This is a genomic window from bacterium (assembly GCA_023150945.1).
Lineage (GTDB): Bacteria > Zhuqueibacterota > Zhuqueibacteria > Zhuqueibacterales > Zhuqueibacteraceae > Coneutiohabitans.
Window position 1 is genome coordinate 200,959 of sequence record JAKLJX010000007.1, and the last position, 12,658, is coordinate 213,616.

General features: G+C 59.0%; 8 protein-coding genes and 1 pseudogene. 4 read left to right on the plus strand and 5 right to left on the minus strand.

The features are described from left to right. Positions 1-231: 231 nt before the first annotated feature. The 4 genes and pseudogenes from L6R21_11855 to L6R21_11870 all read left to right on the plus strand — a co-directional run bounded on the left by L6R21_11855 (position 232) and on the right by L6R21_11870 (position 2,958). Positions 232-524, plus strand: a pseudogene (locus L6R21_11855) (BrnT family toxin). Beyond that, positions 521-757 (plus strand): BrnA antitoxin family protein, encoded by a 237-nt coding sequence (locus L6R21_11860; GenBank protein MCK6559880.1) that lies wholly within the window; start codon positions 521-523, stop codon positions 755-757. The pseudogene L6R21_11855 and the gene L6R21_11860 overlap by 4 nt, the downstream one beginning before the upstream one ends. Positions 758-996: 239 nt before the next feature. Next, entirely contained in the window at positions 997-1,200 is a 204-nt protein-coding gene (locus L6R21_11865; protein ID MCK6559881.1) for a hypothetical protein, read from the plus strand. A gap of 675 nt (positions 1,201-1,875) precedes the next feature. Continuing rightward, positions 1,876-2,958, plus strand: coding sequence for a CsgG/HfaB family protein (locus tag L6R21_11870; protein ID MCK6559882.1), 1,083 nt, complete (start codon positions 1,876-1,878; stop codon positions 2,956-2,958). A 223-nt stretch (positions 2,959-3,181) separates the two neighbouring features. Here L6R21_11870 and L6R21_11875 read toward each other — a convergent pair whose 3' ends face one another. The 5 genes from L6R21_11875 to L6R21_11895 form a co-directional block, all read right to left on the minus strand. Next, positions 3,182-3,685, minus strand: coding sequence for a hypothetical protein (locus tag L6R21_11875; protein ID MCK6559883.1), 504 nt, complete (start codon positions 3,683-3,685; stop codon positions 3,182-3,184). Between the two features lie 601 nt (positions 3,686-4,286). After that, positions 4,287-5,531, minus strand: a complete 1,245-nt coding sequence (icd, locus tag L6R21_11880) for an NADP-dependent isocitrate dehydrogenase (protein ID MCK6559884.1) — start codon at positions 5,529-5,531, stop codon at positions 4,287-4,289. 250 nt (positions 5,532-5,781) lie between these two features. Next, positions 5,782-6,474 carry an STAS domain-containing protein gene (locus tag L6R21_11885; protein ID MCK6559885.1) on the minus strand — a complete coding sequence of 231 codons (693 nt, stop codon included), beginning with the start codon at positions 6,472-6,474 and terminating at the stop codon, positions 5,782-5,784. A gap of 184 nt (positions 6,475-6,658) precedes the next feature. Continuing rightward, positions 6,659-10,453 carry a SpoIIE family protein phosphatase gene (locus L6R21_11890; protein ID MCK6559886.1) on the minus strand — a complete coding sequence of 1,265 codons (3,795 nt, stop codon included), beginning with the start codon at positions 10,451-10,453 and terminating at the stop codon, positions 6,659-6,661. A gap of 204 nt (positions 10,454-10,657) precedes the next feature. Then, entirely contained in the window at positions 10,658-12,619 is a 1,962-nt protein-coding gene (locus L6R21_11895) for a PorV/PorQ family protein (protein MCK6559887.1), read from the minus strand. Positions 12,620-12,658 lie beyond the last annotated feature (39 nt).

Here is a 12,658-nt window from a genome sequence, read left to right on the forward strand (position 1 = left end):
TGGTCAGGGATGGCCGTCGCTACCACACAGTCAATCGCAAGATAGTATTTTCGCCACCAATGTCCAGTAGAAGCCGGCCCACCAGGGAGCCAGACTTGGATGCCAGCGGCCAGGATGGCGGGTAGAATCATGGCGTGCAATCCTGAGTTCGTGCGGCTTCAGTCGAGTTGCGCATGAGCCAACCGCAAGGCCTTTGTTGATTTCCTCGAAACACATACGCATATTGCAAATATGACAGCAGTGAGTTTTGAATGGGATCGCCGCAAGGAGAAGTCCAAGATAAAAACCACGGTACTTCCTTCGATGGGGCGCGCACGGTCTTCTACGATGAGAATGCCATCGAATTCTCCGATCCGGATCATTCCGAGCATGAAAACCGCTTCATCCTTCTGGGAATGAGCGCGAAGTTACGGGTTCTCATTGTCTGTCACTGTTTACGAAGAAGCGAGACCGTCATCAGAATTATTTCGGCGAGAAAGGCGGACCGGGAAGAGGAACGCGCATACTGGAGATTGAGAAAATGAGAGCGCATTACGATTTTTCCAAGATGAAAAGCCGCAGAAATCCTTACGTCAAACACTTGAAGCAGACTGTGACGATTCGGTTCGATCGTAACACCGTCGCTTATTTCAGGTCTCTGGCGCAGGATACCGGAATTCCCTATCAGAGCTTGATCAATCTCTACCTGCGCGATTGCGCGGTTCATCAGCGCAAGCTGGAAATAAAGTGGACTGAAAACACCGGGAAGTCGACTTGACTACAAAGGCCTGGGCGGGTGCTGTGCGCCATTGCTGCCAGGCGTGGCTTGGCGCGGATTCGAACTTTGCAGGGTGCCGGCGGTGAATTTCTGTCGCGGCAAAAGCCGCAGCGGGTTTGTGGCGAAGTTGACATGAAAATCAAACACAAAACCACATCATGACTTTTCAAAGCCTGCAGCGGAAAAAGCTCGCCCTTTGCATTGACGCCGGAGAATATGAAGGATCGAGCTTGTTTGCGATGAAGCTCTACGATTACATTCCCGACGCCGCCTCTGAGAAACAAGGATTCTTGCGCGTGATTGACGAAGAGGGCGAGCCTTATTATTATGACGCCCGGGCTTTTCTTAAAATCACTGCGCGCCGTAACGGCCTGTCGATTCCCTTCGCTTCGTCACACAAATCCCGTTCGAAGCGGGCTCAATCAAAGACACGCAAATCCTGAGCAAGCCCTCAAGGGATTTTGTGCCGCCACGATGCTCGCCACCAATCCTGGCCTGCTTTTGAAATTGTTCGCCAATTGATGCCAGCGATTCAATGCGTGACACAGTTTTTCGATGCCTTCCGTGCCAGGCGTTTTCCCACCAATATGCGGCTGTTCATGTGCTTAATAAGCCTGCGCCAGGTTTTCAGTCTGTCTGAGAACGTGGCGTTTAGGATGTCATTCCGGAGGAATCTTCCCAAGTATCAGCAAGCATCTGTTTGAAAAGCAAAATGATTCCTGCGGAATCACAGTGTTGTTAGGGCGGAATTCAGCCGGCTGAGCTCTTACGCTCAGGCAAGATACCAGCAAACGGCTGGAAATCAGTGCGCACAACTCACTGCCCACGGGAGTTTTGCACTTTTTTCACAACCATCCTGGCGATCAGATGGTGAAAGGCGGGGCCAGACCCGGGCTTGGGGGAGGTGAGATGGCAGTCGCAGCTCGTTCATCCCAAGCCTGAATTCACCCACCATTGGGACAAACTTTGTCTTGAGAATTTCCCCGCGATTTCGGACATTGCGCCGCGGCTCGAGTCGTGACTGCCAGGGCTGGATACCGAGGCTGGTGAGGGGCCGCTGGGTCCACGCCTGTACTTGTCTGGAACAATCGGCTATTCAACCGGAAAGGGGTTGTTGCATGAGGCTCAAACACACTGCTGTGGTTGCAATTTTTCTCTTATCGTTCAACGCCGGCTTCGGCCAGGAGGAAAAACCGCGCATCGCGGTGCTCGATTTCGAGAGCATTGGCTGCGACTCCTCCCTCGGCCTGGCGGCCTCCGAAATCCTGCGCACCGAGCTGGGCAGCCTGGGCACCTATCGCATCATCGAGCGCTCGCAACTGGTGAAAGTGATGGAGGAGCAAAGCCTGCAAATCTCCGGCGCGGTGGATGAGCAGGCCATGGTCGAAATCGGCAAGCTGCTGGGCGCGCGCATGGTGGTGGTGGGCAGCATCGTGCGCACCGGCAAAACCTACACGCTCAATTCGCGCTTCATCGACGTGCAGACCGCCGAGGTGAAAAAGAGCCAAAACATTCGCGGCAACAGCGAAGACGAAATCTCCAACATGTGCTCGAGCCTGGCCAAGGTCATTTCCGAAGAGGGCACCAGCAGCGGCGGCACGGTCAGCGAAACCACGCTCGGTCGCATCTGGCTGGTGCAGGAAAGCGATTTCACCGGGATATGGACGCGGCGCGGCCAGAGCAACGTTTTCGACGCCGTCTGGTTTCCCACCAAATCCGGCTTGCGCGCCGAGCTGGCGATGGCGGAACCGGCCGGCAGCGCGCTCGAAATCAGACGCACGGATCAGGGCAAACCGCTGGGCAGTTATCGCGGCACGGCAGCGGCCAGCGGACAGAGCTTTCACGGCACCGCCACCTGGTCGCCGCAGGTTTCCTGGCAAGGCGAGTTTTTCTTCGAGGCGCCGGGCACGCAGCGCGGTTTGGGTACGGTGTGGGTGGTCAAGGAGGGCGACTTCACCGGCATCTGGCGGCGCATGGGCGAGAGCAACAATTTCGAAGCAACCTATTTCCTGAACAAAGGCGCGGTGACCGCCGAGCTGGTGGTGGAGGGCATGGACAAGGGCGCGTTACGCATCAAGCGCTCGGCCAAAACGGGCGTGCTGGGAAATTATCAAGGCTGGTTCAGCGCCGGCATGCGGCACGTGAGCGGCAATGCCGACTGGCTGCCGAGTCTGGTGTGGTCCGCGGAAGTTTTCTATTGAGTGACGTGCCCCGCCCCAGTGTGACAATCTCGAATGGGGCGGGCAGCAGAGTTTATCCTGTCCTGCCGTCAGGAAGAACAGGAAGGAGAGGTTATCCCCAAAAAGAAAAAGCAGCAAGACCGGCATGACACTGGCACTGCTGGCCTCTGCCCGCATGAAGGCAGCGACCAGCACCGCCGTCTGCTGCTTTTCCCCCCGGTTTTCCCGCTTGCCTGCGAGCCTTTCAAAAATGAACCGTGGCCACCATCACGGTGGCAGTCGTCACGGCGATTGGACCGGAATTGGGCGGCAGCGTAATGTTCAAGCCCGGCTCGACGCCCAGGCTGAATTTGGGATTGAGGAAAAACTCCCCGCCGAAATAAAGGCTGCCGGCATACGCGGTAGCACCGCTGCCGGGGCCGCTGGGGTTGGTGTTGATCGCCTGCGCCCGCACGCCCCAATAAGGCGCGACGCGTTGCATGACTGGGTAGATACGCAAGGCCACACCGCCGCCAATCGTGGTGGCTGAATTCTCCAGGTAGTTGACGGTGAGGAGGGGCGCCAGCACGAATCGGGGCGTGAGCCAAATGGGGATCACAATATTGACCGGCGCAGTTTGCAGATAAGTCGAGACACCCCAGGTGCGTCTGATCTCCCGTTCCTGTGTCTGTGCAAGACACGGTGAGCTTCCCCATGCGAACAAACCGAGTGCGCACAACATCACGAACATGCGGCGACAGTTTTTCATGGCGCGAACCCTTTCGATGGCTGAGACGAAGAGCAGGTAGAAGTCAACTTTCGCGGTGACCACGGTCACGGGCGAAAGTTGTTTGTCCGATATTACAGCCTTCTTCGTCAGGGTGCGGAAGCCCAAGCGCGGGACTGTCCCCGGAATGTGACAAAAAAACCCCACAAAAGCGCGAGGCCGTCTCGCGGTTTCTGCGGGGTTTTCTGTTCGTACGCCAGTCAGGAAAGGCTGAGCCGAGGCTTTTCAGAATCCTTCCAAATAAGAATCCAACCCTCGGGCATCCCACGGCCAAGCCGTGGGGGAGCCGGCTCACAAGACCGTCACTCATTGGACGCAGGCGAGTGCGTGTCAAATCGAAGATGCTCCGGACTCGGCTGCGCCGAGGCTTTCTCAATCTCGACGCAACGGCCCAGCCGTTGCAGGAACATTCTCTCACAAACGCGCGCGAATGTCTGATCGAAAACGCTCAGCCTCGGCTGCGCCGAGTCTCCCCAATCCGCGAGTACCGCGGAAATCCTGAAGACCTCGACGCAACGGCCGAGATGCGTGTCGAAAAAATTCTGAGAATGCCGTTGCAGGAACATCATCTCAAAAACGCGCGCTACATGTTTGCGATCAACGCCTGCCCAAACTCCGAGCATTTCACTTCTTGCGCGCCTTCCATCAAGCGGGCGAAATCATACGTCACGACTTTCTGCTGAATGGTTTTCGCAAGCGCGGTTTCAATCAAGCGCGCGGCTTCGTGCCAGCCCAGGTAATCCAGCATGAGCGCGCCGGAGAGAATGACCGAGCCGGGATTGACCTTGTCCTGGCCGGCGTATTTGGGCGCGGTGCCGTGCGTGGCTTCAAAAATCGCGAAGCCGATGTCATAGTTGATATTCGCGCCGGGCGCGATGCCGATGCCGCCGACTTGCGCGGCGAGCGCGTCGGAGATGTAATCGCCGTTGAGGTTGAGCGTGGCGATGACGTCATACTCATCCGGCCGCGTGAGGATTTGCTGCAGAAAGGCGTCGGCGATGGCGTCTTTGATGAGAATCTTGCCGGCCGGCGGTTTGCCGCCGCATTCTTCCCAGCTCACGGTGTGTTCGCGGAATTCTTCGCGCGCCAACTCGTAGCCCCAGTCGCGAAAGCCGCCTTCGGTGAATTTCATGATGTTGCCCTTGTGCACCAGGGTCACGGATTTGCGCTTTTGCGTGAGCGCATAATTGATGGCGGCGCGCACCAACCGTTTGGAACCCTCCGAGGACACCGGTTTGATGCCGATGCTGGAGGTTTCGGGGAAACGGATCTTCTTGACGCCCATTTCGCTTTGCAGCCAGGCCACGACTTTTCTGGCTTCGTCGGTGCCGGCACGGTATTCAATGCCGGCATAGATGTCTTCGGTGTTTTCACGGAAGATCACCATGTCGACCAATTCCGGCCGTTTCACCGGCGAGGGCACACCGGAGAAATAGCGCACCGGCCGCAGGCACACGTAGAGATCCAACAGTTGCCGCAGCGCCACGTTGAGACTGCGGATGCCGCCGCCGACCGGCGTGGTCAACGGGCCTTTGATCGCCACGCGATATTTCTTGATGGCCTCGAGGGTTTCCTCGGGCAGCCAGGTGTTGTTGCCGTAAACCGCCACCGATTTTTCACCGGCATAGACTTCGAGCCATTCGATGCGGCGGCGCCGGGCGTAGGCCTTGGCCACGGCGGCGTCCAACACCGCTTTGGCTGCGCGCCAGATGTCGGGGCCGGTGCCGTCACCTTCGATGAATGGAATAATCGGATCGTCGGGCACAATCAGTTTGCCTGCTGCGAAGCCAAGCGCATGGCCGGCGGAAGGGCTTTTGACACGTGTCATCTGTTCCATCCTCAATCCCTCTCAGAATACTGAATGTATGTTGGTGAGCTGTTGCCCGGTTGCTGGCGGCCGCCCGGCCCGGAATCATGCCGGAGCGCGACGGCAGTCTGTCAGCGCGCGAGGTTGAATTGGAAACGGGCAGGCGCCGAATGAAACGAAATCGCGCCGCCCAAAACGAGAAAAACCCCGGAGAGTTCGGGGTTTTCAGCAAAGCGGTGAACCATTGAAAATCGCAACGGCTGCCCGGAGCTCAGGCGACTCTTTGCCGCAGGAAGTCCAGGCGTTTCTGTTTGGAATCCAGGCCCAGGTCTTTGAGTCGGCGCCGCACTTCGAACCAGCTCAGGCGGTGCATGCCGTAGCGCGGAGTGGAGAGCATTTGTTTGATCTTGAAGGTGCCGGCCTCGGGCTGTTCGGTGATGATTTCGCGGATATAGTCATCGACGCTGCGCGCAGTGGCCTTGACTTTGGCGGGTGCAGGCTGGTCCATCACCATGGCGCTGGGCGCGTTTTTGACCATCACGCCGCCGTTGTCCGCGGGCACGGGCTTGGGCGCCGGGCGGGGCGTAGCCTTGCGTGGCAGGCTGCTGTTGCGGTCAAAGTCATTCACCGCTTCTTCGATGGTGTCAAAGGCTTTGAGAATGTAGTGAAACTCCAGCAGCTCGAAGACTTCATAGACATCGGGGATCATGCGGACCAGTTTCAAGTCGCCGCCCTTCTCCCGAATGCCCTTGATTTCGCTGATGAAGATTCCCCAGCCTGCGCTGCTGATATAGTCGACATTGCCGAGATCGATGATAATGTCGTTCATACCGTTCTTGAGCAAACCTTCGAGCGCATGCTCCAGTTCGGCGGAGGTGGTGGTATCGATGTAGCCACCGACCTTGATCACGGCAATGTTGTTGTTGACACCGGTTTTTTCCACGGACACCTGAATACCTTCCATGGTTCACTCCTGAGGCATTCTCTCTATGTTCGAACCGTTGCGCAATATACAAGAATAGGGATCAAAGTCAACAGGGATTTGCCGCTCCCTTGCGCGTGCTGCGGCCGGTAATCCCGGCGGAACGTCACTGCCGGCACCTGGCGAAATGGCAGACTGTCTTATGCCGGAGCGGCCGGGCTTTGCATCAGGCGGAAGCGCGCTTCATCATCATGCGCGCGGCCAGCTCGATCTTGCGGCGAATGTCGTCGCGGCTGGGGTCGATTTCCAGCACGCGCTGCCATTCCTTCATGGCTTCCAGGTACTCACCCCGATTAGCAAAGATCACACCCATATTTTCATAGGCGGTGGTGTCCGAAGGATCGAGCTCTTTCACCCGCCGGTAGGCACGGCTGGCATCTTCATACATGCGATTGCGGAAATAAGCGTTGCCCAAAATGCTGTGCGCTTCCTTGAAGTTGGGATAGCGTGCAATCGCCTGGCAAAATTCCGTGATAGCCTCGTCAAACTGTCCGCGTTTGTAATAGCGCAAGCCGGCGATCAGGAGTTTTTCGCGTTCTTCTTCGCTGGGCTCGCCGTTCCTGTCTTCCGGATTCTGCGGCGCGGCCACCACCGGCTGCTCGGGCGCCGGTGTCGCGACCGCCGCAGGCCGGGAGTCGTTTGCCGCAACTGCAGGTTCTGCTGCGGCTGCGGGCGCTTCGGTCACCTGCTCAGGTTCTTGCGCACGGTCGTGCGGCGGCTGCGCCTCCGGCTCAGGCGATTCCTCGACCGCGCCGGTCGAGGCATGCTGCAGCAGTTCGTCGACTTCGACGAACGGCATTGCCGGCGTCTCCGTGGTGATCGGCGGCGGAGTGCCTGGCGAAGCGGGTGGCGCGGGCTTCACTTCGTCGGCTGCGCCGTTGGCCGGAGTGGTTTCCGCAGCCGGCGCGCCGTAATCAAATCCAAAACTCGACTCGATTTCACTCTGCAACAGATCTTCGACGGCAGAGTAGATGTCGTCATCGCCGCGGTTGAGTGTGATGCCACTGGTTTCTTGGTGGCGTGGGCCGGGCTTGACTTCAGGCGCAAGCGGTTCCTGCAACACCACCGGCTCAATGGAAGGCGGTTCGGGAAACACCACCGGTGGTACGGGCGGCTCGTCAATGATGGTGCCGCCGGCAAAAAGCTCGGCAAAATCAAAATCCGTGGCGGCGATGGCGTCCAGGCTGCTGGTGCTGCTGTTTTCCGGCGCCGGCGTTTCCGGTGCGGCGCTGAAATCAAAAATCGAGGGATCAACCGACAAGTCCGGCGGCACATGTTCCGCAAGCGGCCCGGGCGGTGGCGCCGTGCTCTCCTCGCCGCTTTTGGTCAAATCACGGCGGCGCCGCGAAACGATCGCGAAGGGTGTCTCTGCCGGACTTCTTTCCGGCGCGGCCACCGGCTGCCGCTCGCGGGCGGGCGGTTCGGCTGCGGCCGGTTTTTCGTATGGCGGTTTTGCTTTGCTCTCGGCAGGGGCCGGCTCGCCGGCTGGCGGTCGGGTGATGATGACTTCGCCCTTCAGTGTCAACATCGGCGTGCCCGGCGGTTTCATCGGCCGTTTGCTGCGCATGCCACGCGCCACAAACGCCTCGCGCAATTGCCGGGTGTTCAGCCGGCTGCGCACCAGCTCGTCATAAATTTTGTTTTCACTGATGCCGCAGAAGTCATACCTCTCGGTGTTGAGCTCTTCACTGATGCGCTTGGCGCCAAACTCGGGGTTATTTTTGATGATATCGAATATCTTGATCTTGTCTTCGATGGCGATGTGCTTGGCCTCGACCGAGGTCTCGGTATCGATTTCAAAATTCTCGAAGCCCTTCTCTTCGAAATCCTTTTTGTATTTGTTGTAATAAGCGTAAGTGGTGATGCCGGCGGCTTCACAGGCTTCGCGAATGCTGGCGCCGGTGTGAATCGCCAGGTGCGCCTGCTTGGCCCGCCGCAGCTCTTCCTTTTCCGGCGAAGTCTTCTCTTTGACCGCGACCAGGGTGATGTCGTCCGACTGCGGGGCGCCCTCGGTAAACGACAGAATCTCGTCCTTGATCATTTCGACAAAGGGTTTTACCCGCAGATGGCCATGGTCGCGGATAATTTTCAGCAACCGTTCCTCTCCGAACAGCTCGCGCCGGCTGTTCATCGCCTCGGTGATGCCGTCGGTGTAGATGAGCAAAATGTCATCTTCCATCAGTTGGATGGTATCACTCTCAATCGACTTGCGGAACAGGTCTTCGTCCGGCAGTTGGATGCCCACCGGAAAGCCACGCGGGTTGAGATAATAGGTTTTCTTGGTGGAGGCGCGGTAGAGAATCATCGGGTTGTGGCCGGCGCTGGCGTAGTTCAGCCGCCGGCGCTTGCTGTCGATGATGACATAGAACAGCGTGACGAACATGCCTTTCTTCACGTCGCCGCTGACGAACTTGTTGACGCGGGTCAACACCTCGGCGGCGTCCTTCACGCCGCGCGCCTCGGTGCGCAGCGCGGTGCGAATCATGGTCATCACCAAACTGCCCGGCACGCCCTTGCCAGACACATCCGCGACCACCACGCCCAGCGTGTCCTTGTCGACTTCGACGAAATCATAGTAATCGCCGCCCACTTCGCGTGCTGCTTCGTAGTGGCTGGCCAGCTCATAGCCCTCCAGCTCCGGGAAATCGCTGGGCAGCAGCGTCTGCTGAATCTCCTGCGCCACTTGCATCTCGCGCTGCAGCCGTTCCTGGTCGGCGAGGTTCTTCTGCGATTCGCGGAATTTACTGGTGATCTCCGAAAACGCCTGCGCAATCTCGCCGATCTCGGAAGAGTCGTCGATGTCCATCTCGTCGCCCAGCTCGCCGTGGCCCGCGCGCCGGATCCACTCCGTCAGCTTGCGCAGCGGATTCATGAGCATGTAAATCATCAGGAACGAGCCGATCGCCGCCACCACCGTCACGGCGATGGCGAACCGCGCCTGATCCCAGCGCTGCGCGGAAATGCGGGCGCGGACATAGGCGGCGGAGCCGCGCACGTGCAACGTTTTGGTGCCCCCGCCCGCATCCTTCACCGGCAGCACGCTGGTGAGATCGTAGACTTCGGTTTGCCCGGCCGAAGGGTTGGCAATGCCGGTGGCTTGATACAACTGAATGCCTTCCGCCACGGTTTCTCCCGGCGACACCGACTTGCTGTAGGGCAGAAACAGGGCGGCCGTGGTGTTGTGCCCGATGATCTCGTCGTGCTCATTCACCAGCACGAGGTCGTAGAGCAGATTGTTGTACGGCCGGTAGAGGCTGCTCAGGAGGTTGACGATGGCGTCGCCGGTCATGTCATCGAGCACTTCCGGCTGCTCGCGCAGGGCTTTGGTGACCTGGGATTCGACCGAGCGCAGCGTGTTCAGGAAGGTTTCGCGCTCGGCGCGCTCCAGCATGAAAAAGGAGTAGAAGTAGCCCGCGGCAATCACCGCGAGCAAAATGCCGAAGGTGCGCAGCCAGTACTTGGCCTTGAGCGAAAACGGAATGGCCTTGACGGCGGAGGCAATGGGCTTGGCCAGGCTGCGGCGCAAGCGGGTGCCGTCGCGCAGCTTGGTCAGGCGGAGCTCATTGCCCTCTTCGGTTTTGCGGTAGTCGACCTCATCCATGAGCTTGCGCATCATAAAAATGCCCAGGCCGCCGCGCTTGCCGATTTGCACGTAGCGCTGCAGATCCGGGGCTTGCACATGTTTGGGGTCGAAGTATTTGCCCTGATCGATCAGGCAAATGGTGAGGCTGTTCTTCTTGATCAGCGCGCGGATGAGAATGAAGCCGCCGCCCTCGACTTCACGGTAGGCGTGGCGGATGACGTTGGTGGCGGCTTCGTCGATCGCCACTTTGAAATTCTTGATGACTTTTTCGGAGAAGCCGTACTTCTTCCCGATGCGGCTGATGAAATCGCGCAAATCCGCCAGGTAATCGATATGAGCCGGAACTTTGAGTTCCTCTTTGACGATTTGCTTGAACAAGAAGCTTCTCCGATAGGCCTTGTGCAGGCATGAACGCTTCCGGGCGAGGGGGCCCCGGCAGGAAACGGTCCGGTGGCGCAAAATCAAGGCACAACGACGCGCACCGACTTGCAGCGCGTCCTTGTGCCTTGCGGATGACTCAGGCGGCCGGTGCGCCGCCGGTCAAAACATCGGCATTTTTCGCGAGAGATGCAAGCCTGGCTTTCACTTGCGTAGCTTGTCGCGAATCAGATCGATCAAGTCCAGGATGCGTTTGTTGTAGCGCTGCTGGCGCTGAATCTCCTCGAGCATCTTGAGCGCCTCCTCGGAACGGCCGCTCTTGTTGAGGCGCAGCGCTTCCACGTACTTGCTGCGAACGTCCTCGCTCGCGAAGGCTTCCTCGCGCGCATTCAGGCGTGATTCGGCGTCCCAGATGTACTTGTCGATGGTCTTGTTGCCGGGCTCCGCTTCCTTGGCGCGCTTGAATGATTCGATGGCCTCGGCATAGCGGCGGTCGATGTAGTATTTCACGCCCTGGTTGAAATGCTGGCCGATGGTGAGCTTGCGGTCCAACTCCGCCACTTTGGCGGCGATGGCATTGCGCTCCGCGGTCCCCAACTCGGCTTCATTGAGCAGGCGGTTGTACGTTTGAATGGCTTCGACGTTGTTGCCCTGGGCTTCATAGGTTTGGGCGCGGCGGCGCATCTCCGCCACGCGGTTTTCCATCAGGGACTTGGTGCGTTCGATCCAGCTCCTGAGCTCGGCGTTATCCGGCACGCGCACCAGCCCGGCTTCCCAGGCGTCGATGGCCTGGCGGTACTGCTCCACATCGAAATAGCGCTTGCCCTTGTCGAGCTGCTGCGCAACGAACATGCTGTCGGCGCGCGCCACTTTCGCGGCCTCGGCCTGGGCAATCTCCGCCTGCTTGCGCGCTTCTTCTTCCTCCATCTTCTTTTCCGCCCGGTTCTTCCACACCAGCGCGTCTTCGTTGTTGGGGAAGATGTTGCTGGCCTGCGCGAAATTCAGGCGGGCTTGAAAGAAGTTTTGCTGCTGAAAATAAGTCCGGCCCTTGGCCATCAGCTCGTCGAATTCCGTTTGCTGCTCCAAACGGCGCTGGTTCTCAATCTGCTTAGCAATACGGTCTTTTTCCCGGTCGCGCGCAAGCTGAATCAGCTCATTTTTCGTGCGGCCGAAGTGAATCGTCAGGCTCACGCGATGTTCCATGCCGAACACGCCAAAGCTCTCTTCACTGGCGTACTTGCCCATGGCGTAGTCGATCTGGAAATTTTGGTAGACGACGCCGCCGCCATAGCTGAAGACACTGCCGTTGTATCCGGCGCGCAGCATGGCCTGGTTGCGATAGATGTACTCGCTGCCGAAGGCCATGCGACTGTCGGCCTGCGCCCGCTGTTCATAGCACAAGGAGAGGTTGAGGGCGTCGCCGCCCTCGCCGACGCGAATGGGCTTGGCGAGTCCGGCGCGCAGCAGCCGCGGAAAAGTCTCCTCAGTGGAGCCGAGCGTCAACGGTGTCATCACCAAATTCTCGAGCGCCACACCAAGCGCAAGATCCTCCAGCACGCCTTCGCCGAGATCCGGGCGATAGACCGCGCCGAGATCAAACGCCACGCTGGCAGTGGGGTCGGATTGGATTGAGATCACTTGCCGGTCAAGCTTGATATTGGCGCCGACCGAAAGCCCGAAGTTCAGGCTCTTGGCGCCGCCGATGATGATGCGATCCTGCCCGAAGGTGTTGCTCTCGCTCAGAATCTCGCCGTCATCCCGCACGTGCTTGACGTCGCCCACGTCCCAGTGCAACCAGCCCACCCCGAAGGTGCCGTAATCGAGCGTGGGATGCACATAGCCGACGAAGTGATACTTCGTGCCGTCGATCAGGGGCGTGTAAAACAGCGCGACGTTCTTCTGCTGGATGAAGTCCAGGCCGCCGGGATTCCAATAGAGCGTGGTGGCATCCGTCGGCATCGCAACCGTGGCGCCGCCCAATCCAATGGCGCGCGCGCCCACGCCCAGGGCAAACAGCGGATGAGTGCCGCCATCCTGCCCATGCGCGGGCAAAACGAGCACAGCGCTGGCAAGAAGGAGGAGCCAGGCCGGTAGGCGGTTTCGCGCTTGAAACCGCCGCTCGCCCTCACGGCTGGGGTTGTTAGCTTTGGCTTGCAGTTGCATCATGTCGTCACCTGCTGGGATTCTGAACGTTCACCGGCCCCG

Excerpts from the sequence above, each read along its gene's own strand:
- L6R21_11860 (MCK6559880.1), top strand. The coding sequence starts at position 521 with ATGAGAGCGCATTACGATTTTTCCAAGATGAAAAGCCGCAGAAATCCT.
- L6R21_11865 (MCK6559881.1), top strand. The coding sequence starts at position 997 with ATGAAGCTCTACGATTACATTCCCGACGCCGCCTCTGAGAAACAAGGA.
- L6R21_11870 (MCK6559882.1), top strand. The coding sequence starts at position 1,876 with ATGAGGCTCAAACACACTGCTGTGGTTGCAATTTTTCTCTTATCGTTC.
- L6R21_11875 (MCK6559883.1), bottom strand. The coding sequence starts at position 3,685 with ATGAAAAACTGTCGCCGCATGTTCGTGATGTTGTGCGCACTCGGTTTG.
- icd (MCK6559884.1), bottom strand. The coding sequence starts at position 5,531 with ATGACACGTGTCAAAAGCCCTTCCGCCGGCCATGCGCTTGGCTTCGCA.
- L6R21_11885 (MCK6559885.1), bottom strand. The coding sequence starts at position 6,474 with ATGGAAGGTATTCAGGTGTCCGTGGAAAAAACCGGTGTCAACAACAAC.
- L6R21_11895 (MCK6559887.1), bottom strand. The coding sequence starts at position 12,619 with ATGATGCAACTGCAAGCCAAAGCTAACAACCCCAGCCGTGAGGGCGAG.